The sequence below is a fragment of the Cetobacterium sp. 2G large genome (assembly GCF_014250655.1).
In the GTDB taxonomy this organism is placed as follows: Bacteria; Fusobacteriota; Fusobacteriia; order Fusobacteriales; family Fusobacteriaceae; genus Cetobacterium_A; species Cetobacterium_A somerae.
This window is the reverse complement of record NZ_JACHTH010000005.1, coordinates 956,691-978,457: the sequence shown is the minus strand read 5'-3', so window position 1 is coordinate 978,457 and position 21,767 is coordinate 956,691. Positions and strand designations below refer to the sequence as shown.

Here is a 21,767-nt window from a genome sequence, read left to right as displayed (position 1 = left end):
ACTCTCCTTTTATAATTTATTGTAGCTTTATCTCTATTTCAACTATATTTTGATAAAGTTTAGTACTAGTTCCTATTTGTGCATTGGAGATATCGTTAATTTTTCCATTTATATCAATAGATCTTTTTTGTAAATTATTATTATCTTTAACTTCATTCCCTAACCAAATATCAGTAGTTACAAAATCATCAGATATTTCTACACCATTTGGATGAAGTTTAAAATTAGTATAATAGTTATTTGTAGTTGTAGGAGATGTTTTTATAGCATAGGATAAAGTTGGATTAACAATATCATCAGCTAAAGTTAGATTTAGTGTTGTCTTTGCTTCGTTATAAGCTTTGTTATTAGCAATAGCAGCTCCAAAATCAAGATCATCAACACTGTAATCAGCAACAAAAGAATCATTAAGCTCTAAATTGAGAGTATTTCTTAAGTTGTAGTAGATTCCACCACTATCATTTGTTCCTAATTTTATTAAAATAGGAGTAGCTGTATATGTTATTCCAGGAGTAGGAGTTCCATTAGTTATATTTAAAATTAACTCTCGTCCTGTTTCATCAGCACCTTCTGGACTAAGCTCTATTGTTCCACTAATAGTTGTTGAATCTGTTCCTATAAATGTTAAAATTTCTCCTGTTTGGTAAAACGTAAAGTTAGTTAAAAGACCTTTATCTACTTCAGAACTATTTTTAACTTTAACTTTTCCTAAAGAGATTTTTCCTTCTCCGCTTCTAGGAATTTTTAAGTTTTGAACCCCATCTTTAACTATTAATTCAGAGTCATTAGGGTCAACTTTATAATAAATTTCAGGATTTAAGACATCAATATTCATGGTAAATTGATCTCGACCAAAAGCTTGAGCTTCTGAAGCAGTTAATGGGTCTAGAGTATTATCAAAATGCAAAATTTTAACTATTATTCCAGACTTATTAGTAAAATTCCAATTTTGAAGTCCTAAAGAGAAGTTTCCATCACTATTAAAGTCACCAAAAATATATGTATTTCCTCCAATAGATATTGTTCCTGTTTTAGTTCCACTTAATTTACCAGTAGCATCAGTTGTAAAGCTGACCTTTTGTGTATTACCACTATCAGTAATCCAAACACCAATTTTATGAGTAATAGGAGAAAGAGTCATTCCTGAAGTGGGAGCATTATTAGTTGCCCATACTAAAGTATTTTGATTAGTGCTAATTCCAGTAGGATTTGTTGCACCATTTAAAATATATGAACCTGTTCCATTAGAAAGTCCTTTGGGAATAGGATTTCTAAAGGTAAAGCTACTACTTTTATCAAAAGTTAATCCTCCTGGAACTAATGTTAAGTTATTTATAAGATTATAGTAAATATCACTAGGATTTGTAGGATTGTTAGTAGTGGATTTAATACCTAACTTTATTAACGTTGCATTACTTAATGTGTAGTTAGCACCAGAAAAGATAACCCCTGAAGTAAGGTTTAAATAAAGATTTCGACCAGTGGTATCATTAGATGGTGAGTTATCTATTGAAACAGTTCCTGTAACGGTGTTTGTTCCATTGGAAAATGTTAGTGTTTGTCCTGTAGTTGCAAAGGTTATTCCATTAGGGTTAGTGGGAGTTGTATTAGTATCAATAGTAATAGTTTTATCATCATTTTTTAATTGAACCTTTCCAATTAAAATAGATGGATTAGATACTTTAGGAATATTTAAAGTTCTACTACCATTTTTTACAATTAAATTAGAATCACTGCCATCAACTTTATAATAAGTTTCAGGGGTTAAAGTCTCAATATTCAAGGTGAAAGTATCTTTAGCGAAAGCTTGATTATCAGTTGCACTAGCAGGATTAGTATATGAATTATCATAGTGTAAAATATCTATTTTAATACCAGTTTTATTAGCAAAATTCCATTGATCCATTCCTAAAGAGAATTTTCCATCTCCAAAATCTCCAATAGTATATGTATTTCCACCAACAGAAACAGTTTGATATTTCGTTGTTCCTGTAATCTTTCCATTAACATCAGTATCAAATACAACTCTTCCTATATTAGCTCCATCAGTAAATCTTACAACCACTTTATGTGTAAAGTTATAAAGGGAGTATCCATAATCTGTGGAGATTGGAGATCCTGTCCAAGACAGAGTACTCTGATTTGTACTCATTCCACTAGGACTAGTTGCACCAGTTAAATTATAATAACCACTAGTTGTTCCATTTCTCTTAGGAACAGGATTTTTTAGTGTAATTGTGGCAGCTTTATCAATTCTATTTATAGTTAAATTCAAATTAGTTATAAGTTCTGTAAGAAAGCTTGGTTTATTAACAACTTCTAGTTTTAATAATCGATTATTTGAAGATGCGTAAGCTAAACCAGTTTCAAGATTTGTAGTATTATTCAGTTTGAAATAAACGTTTAGGGCTGATCTAGCTCCAGTTCCTGAAAAATAAGGATTAGAATTTACTCCAGTAGGGTCAGTTCCAACTGGGGTAGTATAGATAGTTCCATTCATAGTTTTAGTACCATTACTTAAAGTGACATTGGCATTACCAACAAATCTAACTCCACCATGAGGGTCAGTTGCTAAATTTGGAACTACACTACCATCTCTTAACTTTACAGTTCCAAGTAAAATGCCACCTCTAAAGTCTAAAAAAGTTCCATTTTTAGTAATAGTACTACCGCTAGATTGAATAGTTGCATTAGTATTATCATAATATCCTTTAACATCTAAGGCAGGTAAATTTATCGTCCATGTTATATCATGTGTATATATATTCCTAAAGTTAAAAGTTGTAGCATTTAAGTCCCATTTTAAAATTTCAAAACCAGCACGATAGGTTGATTGTCCCCAAGCTCCAAAAACAACAAATCGAACAATAGTACTGCTATCCCCATTTAAATATCTAAGTAAAGATGTATTAGTTCGAGTATTTCCAGAGTTAAGTCCACTAGTGTTATTATTATAGATTGCAAATCTATTCCAATCTCTAGTTCCAGCGCTAGTGGGGTAATATATGAAAACAGTACTACTTTGTCCACCAGAAGAAGCATTAAGAGTACTACTAACAGGTTGGCTATCACTTGAACCTGGAGTTCCAGCAAAAAGAGAGAGCCCTTGTGGCCCGTTAATTTGAAATGGACTATCAACAGAATATCCATAACTAGATGTACCTTGAGCATAAAAAGTTCCTGTGGCAGTTAAACCAAATATATATATACCTTGAGTATTGCTTATACCTTCAACGTTAACACTTGTATTTCCAGAACGTATAAAAATAGGATTAGTAAGTGTATATGTCTTACCTATTGATACTCTTGGTAATATATATTTTTCTAAATTTAGTTTGAAAACTTTTTCTACATTAGATGTATTTTGATTAAATACTGCAAGATAAAGTTTCTCAGGTTTTTCCTCATAATTTATATTAATGCTTGTATCAGATTTTGTAACTTGGAATTTATTTTGATTAAGATTACTACGCATAAATTTTGATTTTGGATATTGTAAATTTTCTAAGTTTTCAATTGGATAGATTTCATATTGTGATTTATCAATATTCATTTTATTTTTTCGACTATTTAAAAGCTCGCTAAAATCAACTGTAATAACTTTACTTTTTTCATCTATCTGCCCTGTAATCTCTTGACTTTTTACTTTGGTAACCTCAATATCTAAATTAGCTTGTGGCTTACGAGGTAGTGTTTGTATAGTTTTTATCTCCTTTTCAGGAGAAAAATGAGCTGAAATAATTGATGAAATTATAAAAAAAATTGCTAAGATAAATATATTGATTTTTCTTTTTTTATTCATTCTTTTCCCCCTTTTTATCTCCTGTTAAATATATTACGGTTCCTGATTTTAATCTATCAAAACGGCTTATTTTATTAATTGATTCGAGAGTTTCTAGTTCAATCTTGTATTTTAAAGAGATATCCTCTAGTTCATCCCCAGGATTTACGATATGATATGTTATTTTTAAGTTAGGAGTTTGAGATTTAGATATATTTATAAAAATAAAATTATTGTCAGAGTATTTAATATCATATTCAAGTTTGCTATTGTTAGCTAGTAAGGATAAATATATAATTAAAAAAATTGATAAATATAATTTAATCATAACTACACCTCCTTACTATTAGGTAACATAGGTTTTGTTGCAGGTTTATCTGGAAATATAGGTAAAATAGTAGGTTTATTTTCCTCTTCATCAGGGAAAATTGGAAGTATTGTAGGAACATCTTCAGGTGCTAATTCAGGAAGAGTTACAGGAAAATTCTCTTTTCTTTTATAGACAGAGAAAACTATTGGAAACTTACCAAAATACTCTCCTTCAATAGTTTCAATAGTTTCTCCTTTATCAAGTTCTCTTTTATCTAATACAGCATAGAAAATGATAGGAACTCTCTCTCTTTCAAGTATGATCTCTTGCTCTTTTATTTCCATTCCAATTTTATTTATCTTTATCCATTTTTTTCTATTTGTCATTAATATATAATCAGGATATTTAAAAACAACTCTTTTACCTATATCTTCATCTTTATTATCAGTAAAAATTTCAATTTGTGAAGTAGCTAAAACTTGATTTGGACCTATTTCAGTACTATTTATATCTCTGAATTTTAATGGTTCAACTATTTTTATTTTTATCTCACCAAATACTAAAGATGAGATTATTGAAAATAGTAAAAATATTTTTTTCATCTATCTCACCTCCTCTTTTAATTCAACAGTGACGTAAACTCTTTTTCTATGAACTCCTTCTTTAGAGATATTAGCTCCATCAATATGTAAATAGTTGTCTTTTACAACTTTTTGATTGATAAATCTAGGAGAAAATATTTTAGTATCAATAGCCCCATCTTGATCAATATCAATCTCTGTTTCACTATAGTTAAGTTTATAAAAATCCTTTTTATCAGGCTCTTTATTCATTTCAAGTTCAAATGGAACAACAACTTTTTGATCATCTATAACAAGAGCTTTAATTTCAACATCAGATATAATCTCTAAAGGAACAATAACATTAACTTTTGTATCGAGAAAGAAAGTTGAAGTTTTTTCTAATTCCCACTCTGTTATATTATTATTTTCATCAGTTGTTGTATCTGTGTTCGGAGCTGCTGGAATAAGAGGTATCATTGGTATTTCTAGAGGAGGAACTATATCTTCCTCTTTTGATTGTTCTATATTTCTAGCTTTTGGAGCACTAAAACAATTTAAAGATAAAAAAAGAGTTAGTAGCAAAATTGCTATTTTCATAAAATCCCCTCCTCTTTGTTACTATTGCTAAAACTAAATTTTCCATTTTTATATTGAATAACAACTCTATTATCATTTTTATTATAAGCTAATTGAACATTTTTAGCTGTTCCTTGTATATCATAATCTGTCCCCATATATAAAATTTCAACAGTATACTTTTCGCTGAACAATCCATTGATTTCAAAACTTCCATTTGTTTCAGGATTTATATATTCAACAAGCTTTCCTTTTGAATCGATAATTTTAATAAGAGTATTTTCTAAAATTCCCTCTTTCTGTTTTTGGGAAAGTTTTAATGCATCATCAAATGCTAAAACTCCAGTTAGATTAAGCATTGGTTTAACTGGTATTTCAGCTTCTATTGTTCCAACTTGTCTTCCAAGAACTTTCATTTTATGATCCCCCATGGTATAGTTAGGTTTTATAACTGTTGGAGTCATTTGATAGATAACATCATTTGGAATTCCATGGAACCAAGCAATACCATCTTCATCAGTAGTCTGTTCGTCTTCTCTTAATTTTATAATAACATTATCAACAGCTTTCTCGTTGTTATCTCTAATACCATTATTGTTTTCATCTAAGTATGTTGTTATTTTTACTCTAGAACTATCTAATGTTTCAATTGGTCTTCTAATATCTCTTAAATCAACAACTTTATCTATTCCTGCTGAATATCTTTGATTTTTTCCATTGATGTTAATATCAGATGTAAACCAGTTATCATAATCTAAACTAACACTAAAGGTAACTTTTTCTTTATCTCTTTCTGAATAGGAAACTTCAATTGTATAATCAAATATATCAAATATATTCTTGTTACTAAGGGATATTGTAGCTTCATAATCCCCACTACGTTCACTCCAACTATTAGACATTTGAACATTATAATTTTTAAGTCCATTATAATAAAGGTTTAAGCCATATGTATCTTGACTATTTAAAGATTTACTGTAATCAACTGTAACTAAAAGATTTTTAAACGCTTTACTAGCATTAAATCCAACACTCTCATCGCTATTTTTACTACCATCATAATATTTTGTTTTTCCCCAATCATAATTAATTTGGAAAGCTCCTCTTGGGTTATAAACAATAGAGTACTCAGAAACCTTTTCCTCATCAAAATATTTTCCAAAATGTTTTTGATGTGCTATAAATCTAAAGTCTTTAATATCAATTTGTCCTTTATAATCGTAACCATATCTATCTTTATTACTATCACCTTCAGTACTTTTATAAGTACTTAAAGCTTTTTCTCCACCTAAAACAAGTGTATATGGGAAATTAAATAAAGCGTTAGTATAAACACCTTCTCCTCTTACACTATCAAGATATCCAGTTTTTTCATTCTCTGTTTCAATTGTACGTGAATAATTAACTCCTGTTGTAAAGCTACTTGTAATACCATAGTAAACATTAGCACGTGTCTCATATTTTTTATGTTCATCATTTTCTCTAACGGTGATATCGTACTCAATCTCACCTTTTTTCTGTTGGTTATAGTCACTTGTTGTATTAACATCAATGTTATATATTTTTCCATCTGGAGTATGGACTCTAAGAGTATATTGTCTATCCTCTTGGATTTCACTATTACTAAATTCTATAATACCATTATCAGCCTCTTTTATTTCAATAGGAAATCCTAAATATAAAAGTTCAACTTTACTGCCGATTGGTACATTTTCTCGAATAATAAAGTTTCTACCAACTTTGAAATATCCTTTTTCTTTTCTAAAACTAACTTCCCACTCTCTTGAAGAACCACTACCACGACTATTTTTAACTTCAAAAGAGTGATCTTTCCAAATATCAGGATAGTAAAGAGCTGCATCTCCAAGTTCATTGTTTCTAATATCGTAGTTAGTTGTAAGTTCTCCATAAAGAAGTCCACCTTGATACTCTAAACTTGCACTCCAATCGGTATTAAATTTGCTATCAGTCTCTGTTCTTTCTGTATATCCCTCTATATTTATTCCAAGGTTTCCAAGTTCGAAAAGTGATCGTTTACTTGTAAACATTATTTCTCCAGCATTTTGAGCATCAATTAAACCATCCTCTATATTTTTAAGATACATTTTTATTTCATCAGGTGTTTCAAATGATAAAGCCATTGCCACCTTATAGTTTTCGGAGTCAATGGTAAAAGATTTTAATAGTATTTTCTTAAAAAGCTCACTTTCAACAAAGAAATCACTATCAGTAGCAATGATATCGTCATTGGTAAATTTAATTTTATTTTCATCTTTAAGACCAGAGATAGTTTTATTATTGCTATTAATTGTAATCTCCTCTTCATTAGTTCCAAGGTTAAAAGTTAAAACATTACTTAAAACACTATAATTTGCAAATCCTATGGTGTTAAAAAGATTAATAATTGGAAAGTATGTTTTATTATTTTCTTTTAAAACAGGGTATATCTGGCTTACTCTAAGATTGTTGACACTAAGAGAGTACATAGCTTCTCCAGCTTCTATTCCTAGTAGCTCATTTTTGAAGATTTCATACTCTTCATCAGAGATGAAATTTAGTTCTTTTAACTTATTTAGTTCATCCATTGTATATTCAGCTGAGAAAGCTAAAGTTGAAAGTAAAAGATAAACTATTGCCTTTTTTAACATAGATTGATACACCTCCATACTATAGAATCAGTAGCTATAAAAGAATTTCAGTAATATTTCTATTACTACCCTGTTCTCTAATTATGAGCTTTTTATAAGATTTTATTTTTTTTTCCTGAGCTTTATTTTCCAACTCATGAGATAGCTTAGAAAGATCAATTTTTTCATTTTTTAAAACTCTAATGCTGCCTAAAAGGTATTCGTCACGTTTACTCCCATTAGTTAAGATAATATCAACCTTCCCTCTTCTTTCACCAATATTTTCAATGCTTCCTTTAACATTTAAATTTTTATTTGAAGGAGTTATTGAGAAGTTGTTTATTTTAAATTTAGGTTTAATATCTCCTATAAAACCAGCAATATCCATTTTCAAATGAGTTAGTATTTGAACACCATTTTTAGGTGGTGTTTTCTCTAAACTTGGAACAAGATTTTCTTTAATCTCTAAAGTTGTTAAGTATTCACCTTTTTGAGCATATTTTGGAGCTTTAATAAAAACTTTTATTTTCTCACTTTTTCCAGGTTTTACAGTAATATTTTTGGGGTAATATTCAACCCACTCTTTCATGCTGTTTTTTATTCCTGTATCATTTAAAGAAATGGAGTATCTAATAGGATTTTTAGTTTTGTTATAAAGGATAAACTCCTCTTTACTACCGTTTCCATCAATAGGTTTATCAAAGGTTATTGGATAGATATTTATATAAGCAAGAAGGTTTAATGATAGTGTGAAAAAGAATAGAAATATATTTTTGAACATAAAAAAATCCCCCTTTATTTTTATTATTTTAGTCAATAGCCAAATTAAGAAAAACCTTTACAGTGGCTTCTCTTGTGTAAAAGCCAGGTGTTTGAGTAGAACTAATATTGTTTACAGCAGATTCAATAGTGAAATCAACCTCAGACACGTTGCCACTTACATCAGTATCTGTAGAATTTATTCTAAAAGTATGGGGGATTGTGTTTGAATTATACTCTAAATTTCCTGGATATATTCCTGTTGGATTAATAGGCTCAATCCCAATGGATAAGTTACCTTTATTAGGTGCTATGTTAGCTAAAATAGAATCATTGGTACGTCTAACTCTAAAAAATTTTGTGATGCTAGGGTTAGGCGCCCATTTTTGGCCAGAAACTATAGTTCCATGATTAAATTCTATATTTGAAGATACAGGTTGCCAGTGACCAGCATCTGTTCTAAACTCTATGACAAGATTGTCGTTTTGAGGATGTATCATAAGTTTTGCAGGAACACCTATATTGGCTTCATTGGCACTAAAAGAGATAAAAGATAAAATACTAAATAATAAAATTGAAATCAACTTCATATATTCACCCCGCTTTTATTTAACTAATTTTTTTAAAAAAGAGGAGAATGAGAATTCTCCTCAAATTTAACTAAATTAGATTGTTAGTTTAAAGCAACAGTAACAGTTTCAGTTCTAGTGTAAACACCAGGATCTTGGTTAGCAGGAATAACTGATGCAACTTTAGAAGTTATTTCAAAAGGATGTGCTACAGAATCAGTTGTTAATGTAGGTTCTGCTCTTAAAACAAATTCGTGTGTAAATGTATTAGTATTATCTAAATCTGATAATGTACCTGTAACAATTGCTCCAGCTGCTGTTGCTGCTGTTGTACCCATTGCTATATCAATATTTGTATATGAAGCTGGTGGAGTTAGCGCTGTTCCATCTAATTTCCCATCATTTCCTCTTCTAACTCTATAGTTTCTAGCAAGAACAGGGTTAGGGATTACTACATCATCTGTAGTACTAGCCATAACAGTTCCGTGATCAAATAAAGAAGTTCCTGTAACTAATCCCCAAACTCCACTCTCACTTTGCTCTTCAATAACTAAATCATCTGTCGCAGGTAAAATTGTTAATTTTGCTTCAACAACCATAGAAGCTTCTGTAGGTGTTCCTGGATTAGCAGCAAAAGTAGCTGCTGATAAAGATAATGCTAATAAACCGAATAATAATTTTTTCATTTTGTTACCTCCTGATTAATTTATATATCAAAAAGGGTCCCCCTTTTTAATAGCTACTTGATTTTTATTTTTAAAAGTTCTTTATTGTCTTCCATGTTTCTAATTGTAAGACCATCAACATCAGATTTTTTTATATCTTTGTTAAAGACATATGAAAAATCTTTTTTTCCATTAACAGGAACTCTTAAATCTGTACTTAAAATAGTTCTATTTCCACTAATAACAGTTATGCCACAATAGATACCTCTTTTTTTTGTTTTATTTACAATAGTTCCATTGAGAACCACATTGCCGTCTTTATTTATATCAACTCTTGGATTAATTAACTCTATTTCAGGCTTTAACTCACCTGCATATCCAATAAACTCTAAATGAAAATCAAAATTTAATTTGGCACCTGCCTGTACAACACTTGTTTCTCCAGGAAGTTTTGGTAAATCCATAGTTTTTAAACTAAGAGTGTACGCGTACTCTCCTTCAGGAACATCTTTTGGAGCATTGGCAAAAACTTTGAACTTTCCAATTTTTCCAGGTTTTATTGTTACAATTTTAGGTGATACCTCTGTCCATTTGCTCATATCCATATATTTTCCAGAACTAGGTAAAATTGTAAGTTTATATCTAAGAGTCGTTTTACTAGAATTTTTTAATGTAAACTCTTTGTATCCTCCTGAACCATCAATTCTTTGCTCAAACATTGGTGGTCCAATTTGTAAGGCAAAAAGAAAGTTAGTTATTAGAAAAAAGATAGATAAAAAATTTTTTAATCCCATGTTATTCCCCCTATTTATTTAATTTTATTTTCGATAATATTTTTTATTGAAGTGTTGATTTTGTTAAAAAAATGTTTTAAATGCTAAAAAAATTGTGTGCAAATTAGGGTCTAAAATATCTTAATATTTTGGACTCTTTAAGACTTTAATAAATAGGAGGCAAAATTTAAATGGTTTATGGATATTGCAGAGTTAGTACGAAACATCAGAACTTAAAGAGGCAAATAGATGCGCTATTGAATTATGGAGTAGAAAGGGAAAATATCTTTGTTGATAAGATAACAGGAAAAACTTTAGAAAGAGATGGTTTAAAGAGTCTAAAAACTGTTCTTACTTCTGGAGACACTTTAGTTATTAAAGAGATTGATAGATTGGGGCGTAACAGAAAACAAACAACTATGCTAATAAAAGAGTTAATAGAAAATAATGTAGAGATAATAGCTTTAGATATGCCTTATTTAAAAGATTTTATAATAGAGGAGATAAAAAGAAATAAGGGGTTTATGGAGATAATGGCAACAACTCTTTTAGCTATGGTTTTAGAGATATCAGAGCAAGAGCGAAATAAAATAATAGTACGAACTAAAGAGGGAAGAGATAAAGCTTTAGAGTTTGGTGTAAAATTTGGTAGAAAAGAGAAAATATCGAAAAAAAAATTTTTGTATCATTATAAAGAGATGATTCAATATGATGGAAAGCCAATTGATTTACAAAAAAAATTAGGAATTTGTAAACAGACTTATTATAATTATAAACGTAAATATATAAAAGGGGAAAGTGCTTATGACAAGAGTAAACAATAGATATACAAGTGATTTTAAATTAGAAGTGGTAAAAAAATATTTAGAAGGAGATATGAGTATCCAAGAAGTAAGTGATGAGTTTGGAATAAAATCAAAAACACAGGTTCATAATTGGGTAAAGCGTTATAAAGAACAAGGTATAGAAGCTTTTAAGTTTGAAACTAGAGGAAATCCTAAAGAGAAAAGATTAGTTGATGGAGAGTTTCTTTTTGATGATAAAGATGATGAACTAAAGTTTTTAAGAATGGAAAATGCCTATTTAAAAGGATTATGTGCCATGTTAAAAGCAAGCATCCAAAAAAAATTTTAAAGTTGTATAAACAAGTAGACTGATAGTGTATAAAATGATAAGATATAAAGTGCACATTAAATAAAAATAAAAGGAACAAAAAAATGATTAAAAAAGAATTAATTGATGGATTAACAGAAAATGAGTTAAGAGTTTATAACTATTTAAATGAAAACTACAAAATAGTTACAAGTTTAAAAATAAAAGATGTAGTTAAAGAAACATACACATCAGCATCTACTGTAGTAAGAACTGCACAAAAGTTAGGATTTGAAGGATTTAAAGAGTTAGCATACAGAATAGCTAAAGATAAATCTTGCGAAATAGATATAGATGATAAGTTTTTTGTAAAAAATAAAGATGAACTAGATGAATTTTTTAAGATAATCGATTCTGGAAAAATACTAATTTATGCAGAGGGGTTAGCAACTACAGTAGCTTCTTATATTAATATTAAATTTTTAATGTTGGGAAAAGAAAGTTACTTGTTTACTAAAATATCACATGATTTAACATGGCAAGATGATTTATTAAATAATCTTTATGATGGAGTTATAATAATATCAAAATTTGGACGAGAAACTTATCCATTTAAATTAGCTGAGTGCATGAAAAATAATGGAGCTAAATTGATAACTTTTACTGCTAATGAAAATAGTGAACTCTGTAAAATGTCTGATATAGCTTTTATATCTAAAGAAAGTCATAATGAAACAAATGAAAATTATCTTCCGACTATGTTTTTTGGACATACAATACTTTTAATTGAAAAATTAATAAAAGTATATTTTAATAGATATTTTAATTTTGATGAAATAAATTCCAAGATTTTGGAAAAAAAACCTAAGTAAGCTTTAGCTATTGAAAAAATATGAAAATCAACTTAGAATATATAATGGAAGTTTATTTTAGGGGGTTTTTAGCATGATGTATGGTTACTGTAGAGTAAGTACAAAAAATCAGAGTTTAACAAGACAAGTAGAGGCCTTATTGGACTATGGTGTAAAATATGAAAATATTTACTCAGATACTTATACAGGAGTCCAAATTAGACGAAAGGGATTAAACGAATTAAGAGAACTATTAAATTCAGGAGATATTTTAGTTATTAAAGAAATTGATAGATTAGGACGTAATAGAAATCAAACTATTGAGTTAATTAAAGAGTTAATAGCAAAAGATATTGATTTAATAGTTTTGGATACTCCATATTTAAAAGATTTTATAATTAGAGAATTAAAGAAAAATGAAGGGTTTATGGAGATAATGGCAAACACTCTTTTAGCGTTGATTCTAGAAGTAGCAGAGCAAGAAAGAAAAAAAATATTAGTTAGAACAAGCGAAGGGAAAGAGAAAGCTAAAAAACGAGGAGTAGTTTTTGGAAGGAAAGTTAAACTAACAAAAGAAATATTTTTAGAAAAATATAGAGATGTAGTGGACAAAAAAATATCTCCTAAAGAAGTTCAAGAGATATTTTCTATCTCAAAACAAAGTTATTATAACTATGTAAAAAAATATGTAGGCTAACGGGGGAAATGTGACGGTAGATAAAAGTAAAAAAAAGATAAATTTTGAAAAAATTTTAACAACAGAGTTGGTTAATCATTTAGAAATTGTCTTTCAACCAATTTATTCATTAAGTAAGAAAAAAAATGTAGCTTATGAAATTTTATCAAGGTTTTGTAAAGAAGAATTAAAAACTTTATCAACATTGGAGATAATTGAAATACTTGAAAAAATTGAACAAATACATATATTAGATTTTTTAATTTTAGAAAAATCTAAAAAGTATTTAAATAAAAAAGATTTAAAAATATGTATAAATCTTTCGCCAAAAACAATTGTTAGAGAAGATTTTTTAGAAAAATTTAATTTTTCTAAAAATGAGCTTAAAAACTTAGAAATAGAGATAACTGAAAGGGGAGAATTAAATTATACAGAGTTAATGTATAAGTTTTTAAAATTAAAAGAGCTAGGAATAAAGGTGGTAATGGATGATTTTCCAATAGGTGGATCAAATTTAGAAAATCTTTTAAAAACATATATAAATACTGTAAAAATTGATAGAGGTTTAATTAAGTATTTAAGTAGTGATAAAGGAAAAATTATTTATAAGAGTATTGTTAGATTTTTAAAAGAGCTTGGAAGTGAGATAACTGCTGAAGGAGTAGAAACAATAGAGGAGCTAGAATTTATAAGAAGTATAGATGTTGATTTAGTACAAGGTTATTATATAGGAAAACCAATAGGTGAAGAAGAGTTTATAAAATTATAAATCAAAAAAAGGAAAACTTTATATAGTTAGGTATATATGTAACAGATGATAAGTTACTTAACTATATAAGGGGGACATGTGGAGAGAACATTACTAATAATAAAGCCTGATGCTGTGGAAAGAAAACTGATAGGAGAAATCATTCAGAGAATAGAGAGAAAAGGATTGGAGATTAAGGCTTTAAAAATGGAAAATATAACTGTAGAAAAAGCAGAGAAACACTATGAGATTCATAAGGGGAAAGAGTTTTATAATGGTCTTATAGAATTTATTACATCTGGGCCAGTTGTATTAATGGTTGTAGAGGGAATAAACTGCATTCAAATAGTTAGACACATGGCAGGAAGTACATCTCCTTTAGATGCGATTCCTGGAACTATAAGAGGGGACTATTCAATGGACACTTTAAGAAATATTGTTCATACCTCAGATAGCGTGGAAACAAGTGCAAAGGAGATTAAAAACTTCTTTAAAAATATAGATTAAAAATATGAGAACTCTTTTATGACATAAAAAAGAGTTCTTTTTTATTTTTCTTATGAGTCGATTTCACTTTTGATAGCAACATTTTACCACTAAAAGACATACCAATTTTAATTATTTTTAAGGATAAATCTATAAAAGAGTAGTAAAACTAAAAAAGCTGAGTTCATTGAACTCAGCTCATATTTTTACTTGTCTAATAATGGCTTTGGTAAAGGCTTAGTTGGAGCTTCAACTGGCTCAGGAGTAGCTACTACAACCTCCTCAACAACTGCCTCTTGAACTACTACTTCTTCTTGAGGTTGAGTGCTTGAACATCCAACTAAGAATAAGCTAAAGAAAATACTTCCTAATACTAATTTTTTCATATTAAAATCCCTCCTTGTATATATTTGAAATTGCTTTCATTCCTTAATTATAGCACATTTTCATTAAGTTGTCTTCAAAATTCATAACCAACTATTGAATTTTTTAATAAAATATTTTTTTGCAAAAATTATAGTAAAAAAGTATCCAGTAAGTATTAAAACAACCCAAATAAAATAAGAAATAGGCATAGGTACGAATCCTAAAGTTCCGTTAATTTTAGAATATGGAACAAATAAAGCAAAAATCATAATAGCAGAAGTTAAAAGAATAACTTTTATATTGGCATTAGATTCAATAAAAGGTATTTTTCTAGTTCTAATAAGATGAATTATAAGAGTTTGAGATAAAATACTCTCTATAAACCAACCAGTGTGGAAAAGAGCTTGTGTTTCAACTGAGTTAGCTTTAAATATGTAAAACATAACTAAGAATGTAACAACATCAAAAATAGAACTTAAAGGACCTATGTAAATCATAAATTTCCCAACACTTTCAGCACTCCAGTTTTTAGGCTTTAAAATATCCTCTGTATCAACATTATCCCAAGGAATAGAGATTTGAGAGATATCATAAAGTAGGTTTTGAAAAAGTATCTGTATAGGAAGCATTGGTAAAAATGGTAAAAAAGCACTGGCTAAAACAACACTAAATACATTTCCAAAATTTGAAGATGCTGTCATCTTTAGATATTTAATCATATTAGTAAATATTTTTCGACCAATTATAACACCTTCTAAAAGAACAGATAACTCCTTTTCTAAAAGTATTATCTGAGCAGATTCTTTAGCTATATCCATACCATTTTCAACTGAAATTCCAACATCACATTGTCGAAGAGCTGGAGCATCGTTTATTCCGTCACCCATATAACCAACGGTATTTCCCATCTCTTTTAAAAGTCTAACAACTCTAGCTTTATCAAGTGGTGAAAGCTTACAAAATATAGTTGTGTCTTTTAAAAGTTTTTTTAACTCTAAATCATCAATAGCTTCCATGTAACTTCCATCAATAGCTCCTGTAACTTCAATTCCAATATCTTTACATATTTTTTGAGTAACTAGTTCATTATCTCCAGTTAAAATTTTAACATCTACTCCGTACTGATATAAAGATTTTAAAGTATCTCCTACACCCTCTTTAGGTGGATCTAAAAATCCCAACATTCCAACAAAAGTTAAAGACTCCTCATCTTTATTGCTAAAGTTAAGATCCCTATCTTTGGGAAGTGTTTTTTTACCAATACCAATAACTCTCATTCCATCCTCATTTAAATTAGAAACAAGATTTTTGATTTTTTCTTCAATCTCATCTTTTATTTCAAACACCTGACCATCAATCTCTACAAAATTTGAGATATATAGCATCTCTTCAATGGCACCTTTAGTAATCATAGTTCTATTCCCATCACTATCTTCAACTATAACAGACATTCTTCTACGTTCAAAATCAAATGGTAGCTCATCAATTTTTTTATACTCATTTTTTATAGAGTAGTGTTCCTCTTCAAACTCTAAGATTGCTCTATCCATAAGATTTTTAAGTCCTGTTTGAAAATAGCTGTTTAAATATGCTAAATATAAAACATTATCATCATCAATACCTTTGAAATTTAAATACTTAACAACAGTTACCTTATCTTGAGTTAAAGTTCCTGTTTTATCTGTACATAGAATATTCATAGCCCCAAAGTTATGGATAGAATCAAGTTTTTTAACTATAGTTTTTTTCTTTGAAAGCTCAATAGCACCCTTAGTTAAATTACCAGTTACAATCATAGGAAGCATCTCAGGAGTTAAGCCAATGGCAACAGACAAGCTAAATAATAGGGATTCAAACCAAGCATCTTTTAAATAACCATTTATTAGAAAAACAATTGGTACCATAAAAATCATAAACTTAATTAAAAGTCTTGAAACATCATCAATTCCCTTTTCAAAACTAGTCTCAACTTTTGTACTTTTTAAACTTTCACTAATAGTATTTAAAAATGTGTGTTTTCCAGTTCCAAGAACTATTCCAGTAGCAGCTCCACTTAAAATATTAGTACCCATTAAAACTATATTGGATAAATCAGAGATAGCTCCTGCTTTAACAAGTAGATTGGAGTATTTTTCCACAGGGTTAGACTCTCCAGTTAATACAGATTGACTAATGAAAAGGTCTTTACTAGATACAATTCTAATATCTCCAGGAACAATATCTCCAGCAGTAAGTTTAACAATATCCCCAGGAACTAAAGTTTTTATATCAATTTCCATAGGAAGATTATCTCTAACTACTGTAACTTTAGTAACAATTAGATTTTTTAGTTTTTCAGCAGTTTTACTAGAACGATACTCTTGAATAAACTTAATAAGACTGCTTATTAAAATCATAGTTATAATTAAAATTATAGATATCCAGGAACGCTCAGTCTCTTTAGCAAAAATAACATCAGTAAAAAGAGAAACAAAGGCTAAAGTTCCCAAAATAAAATTAAAAGGATTTAAAAAAGCGAGTAAAAGTTGGATATACCAAGGTTTTACTTTTTCTTTTGAAATCTCATTTAATCCAAATTTCTCTAAACGACTTACAGCTTCTTCATTTTTAATACCTCCTAAAGAGGTTTCTAAAGTCATAAAAACAGTTTTTATATCAGCTTCAGAAAATAGTTTTAACGTTCCATTTATACCATTTTCACTGTTATCAAAATTTTCATACATGTATTGTCTCCTTTTATAAATGTTTATATATGTTCTATTTACTATAAAGAGGTAAACCTCCTTTAAATTTCTTTAAAAATTTTTTAAAAAAAATTGCAAGATTACTAAAAAATATTTTGTATAAGAATACAAGAATTTAAATCAAAGTGAGGTGCTCTATGAAAGAAAAAATACTGCTTATATTTTCTCTACTAGTTATATGTAACAGATTATCTTTTTCAGCAACTGATACTAAAGAGGAGGGATTGATTTTTTTTACTAATTTTAACTACTTTAAATCAAATGAGAGAAATTTTAAAAGTGTAAAAGAGACAGATAAAATTGAAATAAATATTGATGAAACAACTATTCCAACAAAGCCCCCGGAAACTCCTAAACCACCCTTACCTACAGTACCAGTTGTAAAGCCAACAAATGTAAAAGATCCAAATACTAATTTAACTAAGCCAATTACAAAACCAACTGTAAAACCAGAAACTCCAGAAAAACCAACTCCACCAGTTGAGGAATACACAGATATTTTTTATAATACTAATTGGATATATAATACTCATCTATATGTGACCCCAAAAAATTTACTAGTATCATCTTCAAGTGGTGTTTTAACAGGAATGGGAGCTGTAGCTTCAGGCTTTACTGTTGAAAATAATGCTAATTTAGTTGTTGAAAATGGAAACTCTACAACTAATTTAATAGGGATGCTATCATTAAATGGAGGGCAGATAACAAATAGTTCATCTGGAAACATCTCAGTAGAAGGAGAGGGGAACTTTGGAATGTCTGTTATAGGAGGTGGAGAGGGAACAAATAATGGAGTTATAACTGTGGATAATGGAGCTTATGGTATGTATACAGAAACCTCTAAGCTATTAAATAATAATAAAATAGTAGTAGATAATGGAGCAGGGATGGTTTCTACTGAAATTGGAGTTATATCAAATACAGGAACAATTGAAACATCAACAACATCAACAATACCAGGATTTGGAATGACAACTTTTGGAACATCTCAAGCTATAAACTATGGAACAATTGTAGTAAATAATTCACAAATAGGGATGTTAAGCTTTGATTCAAGTAAGTTGACATCTTCAGGAACTCTTGAGGTTAATGGAGGAATAGGTGGATATGTAGATGGAATAGGGCAGATGACAAATGATGGTATTATTAACACTACTAATAGTGGAACAGGGATATATATAGATGGACAAGGTCAAAATCAAGATCAAGGTCAAGGGTTTAATAACGGAACTATAAATGTAGAGAGTGGTTCTATTGGTATGAGTGCTGTAAATAGTGGTTATATTACTAACTATGAAAATATTAATCTTATAACTTCAACTCCTAAAACAGTAACTTCAACAACAACTCAAGAGGTTGGAATGTATGTAGCAACAAATGGATTAGCAACAAATAGTGGAGATATAACAGTTGGCAGTAACCAAGTTGGAATGTACAATGAAGGAGCAGCAAACTCTAGAAACTATGGGAATATTATAATCACATCTCAAGGAACAGGAGTAGTATTAAATAATAGTGTAAATAATGGTTCTACATTTTTAAATGAAAATACAGGAGTTATAAAGGGTGATGCTGTAACTGGTATTTTACTAGGAGGAGCGGGATATGTACAAAACTATGGAGATATAGATATCTCTAATGGAACAGCAGCAGTCATGGTTAATGGAACAGGAACAATATATAACTATCATAATATAAATATAGCTAATACAAAGTATGGAATGCTATCTTTAAATGGAGGAGGAATAATCAACGAAAATATATCTGGATATACATCAAGTATTACAACAGATAATAATGAAACTGCTAAAATGGCTGTAATAGGAACTGGATATGCTTTAAATCAAGGGACGTTAACTTCGGGTAATGCTCCATATATAATGTATCTATCAGGAGAGGGAAGTTTAACAAATAATGGAACTATAACTTCAAATATAACGAATAACTATACAACATATACTGCTATGTATGGAGAAAAAGGTGGAACAATTACAAACGATAAAGGCGGAGTTATAAATATAAATGGTGGTAGTGGAAACTATGGTATGATGATAAGTGACTCAGGAGAACTTACAAATGATGGTATAATTAATGCAGGATCCTTTCAAAATGGAGTTCTTGTAACAGGATCAGCAAGTGGAATAAATAGTGGAACTATAAATGTTGGGATTTATGGAACAGGAGTTAGTGTATATAATACCACTTCTCAAGGAAGCTTTGAAAATAGTGGAAGTATAATAGGAGCATCATCTAACTTTCAAGGTAGTACATATGGTATATATGCTTTTGGAGCAGGTCAAGTATCAAATACAGGATTGATAAAATTAGATTATGGAAATGCTGCAATATGTATTTCAGGAAGCGGAACAGCAATAAATGAGGGAGAAGGAAAAATTGAAATCTATGATTCTAATTATGCAATGTATTCAACAAATGGTGCAACTATAAAGAACTTAGGAGATATTCAAGTGACACCAATGTATGACTCATATAGTATTGGAAATAGTGCTATGTATGTTAGTGGCTCAGGAACAGCAATAAATGAGGGAGAATTAGTTGTTGGTGGAGCATATTTTAATGCTATGGGAACTTCAGGAAGTGCTACAATAAAAAATGCATCAGGTGGAACTATAACTATTTTAGATGGAGCTATTCAAAGTTTTGCTTTTGACTTATCAGGTGGAACAGCAACAAACGCTGGAACAGTTAATTTAGGAACAACTGGTGAGTTAGTAAATAATGGAACTTTATTCAACTATGGATATATTGATGCACCTAACGGAATAAAAAATGGAAATGATGGATTTTTAATTATGGAGCAAGGAGGAACAACAAATACAACATTAGATACAGCAACAGTTGGATTAAGCTATGCATCTGATATATATAATAGAGGAGATAAAGCATTTGGAACACTAAATTTAACCTTTAATGCTAATGGAATATCGTCTTATTCATATTTATATGATATAGGAAAGAATGAAGATAATTTTTTAATTAGAAGAAAGGATTTTACAGAGATAACTGAAGAGTCTTTAGGTAGATTTTTAGAGGACATATATTTTGATAGTGGAGATACTACCAAGAATCAATTTTTTAATATTCTGAGAAGTGCAAGAACTGAATCTCAATATAATAGCTACTTAGATAGTTTCTTTGGAAGAGATATATATCCAAATATTATATTTCAAACGAAAGATACTATTGAGTATACAACAACTAGCATATTAGATAACATAGAGGAGAAGTTAACAAATAATAGAAGAAGTAGTTTTATTGTTGGATATACTTTTGAAAAGTTTAGACAAAAAGGTTTTGATAGAGTAGAGGGACACGATGATAATTTAAATGGATTTTATTTAGGAAAACAATATTATTTAAACGATTCTAGTGACTATGGATTTGTATTTAGTTATACAAGATTAGATAGTGATTATTATTCAAATGCTGGAAAAAGAGAGGATAACTTCTTACAAGGAACAGCTTTTATGAATTATAATCAAAATGATGTAAAAGGTGTTGGAGCTATGTATCTAGGTTTTGCAAAGGGTGATATTAAAAGAAACTTTAATTTAACATACTTAGATTATAGTGATAGTATGCCTGAATATACAAATGTTAATGATAGATATAAAGGGGATACTAAAAACTTTTATATAGGTACATCAGGAAAGATTTCTAAAAGATATAATCTTTTAAGTATATTTGTAGAGCCTGAATTAAGTGCTTATTTAATGGGAGTTTTCCAAAATAAAATAAATGAATCAGGAGGAGAGTTTAATCTTCATGTAGACGAACTAAATAGATTTTTTAGTAAGGTAAAAACAGAAGTTGGAATTGGAAAAGTATTTACACCTATTGATAACTATCAACTTACATTTAAAGTTGTTGGAGCTCTTGCTCAAGAGATAAATAGTCCAAATGATGACTTAAAGGTTAGTTTGAGAGATATATCAAGAGAAAAAGGAAAGATAAAAGTAAATAGAGATAACCAATTCTCTAAAGAGGTAGGAGCAAAAGTAAATTTAGAAAAAATAGATAATACTAGTTTGGAGTTTTATGTTGATTATAGATATATTTTTGAAGATGATGACTCTTGGAAAGTTGGAGGGGGAGTTGTATATAAATTTTAGATAAAAAGGTTTTTTGAAAAAAATTTGTATATATAGGTATAATTGGGA

General features: G+C 29.1%; 18 protein-coding genes. 7 read left to right on the top strand and 11 right to left on the bottom strand.

The features are described 5' to 3' along the window. Positions 1-16 precede the first annotated feature (16 nt). The 9 genes from H5J23_RS07530 to H5J23_RS07490 all read right to left on the bottom strand — a co-directional run bounded on the left by H5J23_RS07530 (position 17) and on the right by H5J23_RS07490 (position 10,644). Positions 17-3,802, bottom strand: coding sequence for a hypothetical protein (locus H5J23_RS07530; protein ID WP_185891622.1), 3,786 nt, complete (start codon positions 3,800-3,802; stop codon positions 17-19). Then, entirely contained in the window at positions 3,795-4,109 is a 315-nt protein-coding gene (locus H5J23_RS07525) for a LysM domain-containing protein (protein ID WP_185891620.1), read from the bottom strand. Before H5J23_RS07525 ends, H5J23_RS07530 begins: the two co-directional genes overlap by 8 nt. A gap of 2 nt (positions 4,110-4,111) precedes the next feature. Further along, complete coding sequence (locus tag H5J23_RS07520) at positions 4,112-4,693, bottom strand: hypothetical protein (protein WP_185891618.1); 582 nt, start codon at positions 4,691-4,693, stop codon at positions 4,112-4,114. Further along, a complete protein-coding gene (locus H5J23_RS07515; protein ID WP_185891616.1) occupies positions 4,694-5,251 on the bottom strand; it encodes a hypothetical protein in 558 nt (185 codons plus the stop codon). After that, positions 5,248-7,878 (bottom strand): hypothetical protein, encoded by a 2,631-nt coding sequence (locus H5J23_RS07510; protein ID WP_185891614.1) that lies wholly within the window; start codon positions 7,876-7,878, stop codon positions 5,248-5,250. The genes H5J23_RS07515 and H5J23_RS07510 overlap by 4 nt, the downstream gene beginning before the upstream one ends. 34 nt (positions 7,879-7,912) lie before the next feature. Then, entirely contained in the window at positions 7,913-8,638 is a 726-nt protein-coding gene (locus H5J23_RS07505) for a FixG Ig-like domain-containing protein (RefSeq protein WP_185891612.1), read from the bottom strand. Between the two features lie 28 nt (positions 8,639-8,666). Beyond that, positions 8,667-9,206, bottom strand: coding sequence for a hypothetical protein (locus tag H5J23_RS07500; RefSeq protein WP_185891610.1), 540 nt, complete (start codon positions 9,204-9,206; stop codon positions 8,667-8,669). 83 nt (positions 9,207-9,289) lie between these two features. Next, positions 9,290-9,871 (bottom strand): hypothetical protein, encoded by a 582-nt coding sequence (locus H5J23_RS07495; protein WP_185891609.1) that lies wholly within the window; start codon positions 9,869-9,871, stop codon positions 9,290-9,292. A 53-nt stretch (positions 9,872-9,924) separates the two neighbouring features. Then, the gene (locus H5J23_RS07490) at positions 9,925-10,644 is read right to left on the bottom strand and encodes a hypothetical protein (protein WP_185891607.1); all 720 of its coding nucleotides are present in this window, start codon (positions 10,642-10,644) and stop codon (positions 9,925-9,927) included. A gap of 170 nt (positions 10,645-10,814) precedes the next feature. Here H5J23_RS07490 and H5J23_RS07485 point away from each other — a divergent pair, with 170 nt between their 5' ends. The 6 genes from H5J23_RS07485 to ndk all read left to right on the top strand — a co-directional run bounded on the left by H5J23_RS07485 (position 10,815) and on the right by ndk (position 14,497). After that, complete coding sequence (locus H5J23_RS07485) at positions 10,815-11,447, top strand: recombinase family protein (RefSeq protein WP_185891605.1); 633 nt, start codon at positions 10,815-10,817, stop codon at positions 11,445-11,447. Continuing rightward, a complete protein-coding gene (locus tag H5J23_RS07480) occupies positions 11,428-11,757 on the top strand; it encodes a helix-turn-helix domain-containing protein (RefSeq protein WP_185891603.1) in 330 nt (109 codons plus the stop codon). The genes H5J23_RS07485 and H5J23_RS07480 overlap by 20 nt, the downstream gene beginning before the upstream one ends. Positions 11,758-11,840: 83 nt before the next feature. After that, entirely contained in the window at positions 11,841-12,587 is a 747-nt protein-coding gene (locus tag H5J23_RS07475; protein ID WP_185891602.1) for a MurR/RpiR family transcriptional regulator, read from the top strand. Positions 12,588-12,660: 73 nt separating this feature from the next. Further along, on the top strand, positions 12,661-13,263 hold the full coding sequence (locus H5J23_RS07470; RefSeq protein WP_185891600.1) for a recombinase family protein: 603 nt from the start codon (positions 12,661-12,663) through the stop codon (positions 13,261-13,263). A 10-nt stretch (positions 13,264-13,273) separates the two neighbouring features. Next, positions 13,274-14,011 (top strand): EAL domain-containing protein, encoded by a 738-nt coding sequence (locus tag H5J23_RS07465; RefSeq protein WP_185891599.1) that lies wholly within the window; start codon positions 13,274-13,276, stop codon positions 14,009-14,011. Positions 14,012-14,089: 78 nt separating this feature from the next. Continuing rightward, a complete protein-coding gene (gene ndk / locus H5J23_RS07460; RefSeq protein ID WP_185891597.1) occupies positions 14,090-14,497 on the top strand; it encodes a nucleoside-diphosphate kinase in 408 nt (135 codons plus the stop codon). 185 nt (positions 14,498-14,682) lie between these two features. Here ndk and H5J23_RS07455 read toward each other — a convergent pair whose 3' ends face one another. Then, positions 14,683-14,862, bottom strand: coding sequence for a hypothetical protein (locus H5J23_RS07455; RefSeq protein ID WP_023050731.1), 180 nt, complete (start codon positions 14,860-14,862; stop codon positions 14,683-14,685). 81 nt (positions 14,863-14,943) lie between these two features. Continuing rightward, positions 14,944-17,565, bottom strand: a complete 2,622-nt coding sequence (gene mgtA, locus H5J23_RS07450; protein WP_185891595.1) for a magnesium-translocating P-type ATPase — start codon at positions 17,563-17,565, stop codon at positions 14,944-14,946. 158 nt (positions 17,566-17,723) lie between these two features. Here mgtA and H5J23_RS07445 point away from each other — a divergent pair, with 158 nt between their 5' ends. Beyond that, complete coding sequence (locus tag H5J23_RS07445; RefSeq protein ID WP_185891594.1) at positions 17,724-21,719, top strand: autotransporter outer membrane beta-barrel domain-containing protein; 3,996 nt, start codon at positions 17,724-17,726, stop codon at positions 21,717-21,719. Positions 21,720-21,767: the final 48 nt, after the last annotated feature.

Bases quoted from the DNA above. Each gene is read 5' to 3' on its own strand.
- H5J23_RS07530 (WP_185891622.1), bottom strand. From the start codon at position 3,802: ATGAATAAAAAAAGAAAAATCAATATATTTATCTTAGCAATTTTTTTT.
- H5J23_RS07525 (WP_185891620.1), bottom strand. From the start codon at position 4,109: ATGATTAAATTATATTTATCAATTTTTTTAATTATATATTTATCCTTA.
- H5J23_RS07520 (WP_185891618.1), bottom strand. From the start codon at position 4,693: ATGAAAAAAATATTTTTACTATTTTCAATAATCTCATCTTTAGTATTT.
- H5J23_RS07515 (WP_185891616.1), bottom strand. From the start codon at position 5,251: ATGAAAATAGCAATTTTGCTACTAACTCTTTTTTTATCTTTAAATTGT.
- H5J23_RS07510 (WP_185891614.1), bottom strand. From the start codon at position 7,878: ATGTTAAAAAAGGCAATAGTTTATCTTTTACTTTCAACTTTAGCTTTC.
- H5J23_RS07505 (WP_185891612.1), bottom strand. From the start codon at position 8,638: ATGTTCAAAAATATATTTCTATTCTTTTTCACACTATCATTAAACCTT.
- H5J23_RS07500 (WP_185891610.1), bottom strand. From the start codon at position 9,206: ATGAAGTTGATTTCAATTTTATTATTTAGTATTTTATCTTTTATCTCT.
- H5J23_RS07495 (WP_185891609.1), bottom strand. From the start codon at position 9,871: ATGAAAAAATTATTATTCGGTTTATTAGCATTATCTTTATCAGCAGCT.
- H5J23_RS07490 (WP_185891607.1), bottom strand. From the start codon at position 10,644: ATGGGATTAAAAAATTTTTTATCTATCTTTTTTCTAATAACTAACTTT.
- H5J23_RS07485 (WP_185891605.1), top strand. From the start codon at position 10,815: ATGGTTTATGGATATTGCAGAGTTAGTACGAAACATCAGAACTTAAAG.
- H5J23_RS07480 (WP_185891603.1), top strand. From the start codon at position 11,428: ATGACAAGAGTAAACAATAGATATACAAGTGATTTTAAATTAGAAGTG.
- H5J23_RS07475 (WP_185891602.1), top strand. From the start codon at position 11,841: ATGATTAAAAAAGAATTAATTGATGGATTAACAGAAAATGAGTTAAGA.
- H5J23_RS07470 (WP_185891600.1), top strand. From the start codon at position 12,661: ATGATGTATGGTTACTGTAGAGTAAGTACAAAAAATCAGAGTTTAACA.
- H5J23_RS07455 (WP_023050731.1), bottom strand. From the start codon at position 14,862: ATGAAAAAATTAGTATTAGGAAGTATTTTCTTTAGCTTATTCTTAGTT.
- mgtA (WP_185891595.1), bottom strand. From the start codon at position 17,565: ATGTATGAAAATTTTGATAACAGTGAAAATGGTATAAATGGAACGTTA.
- H5J23_RS07445 (WP_185891594.1), top strand. From the start codon at position 17,724: ATGAAAGAAAAAATACTGCTTATATTTTCTCTACTAGTTATATGTAAC.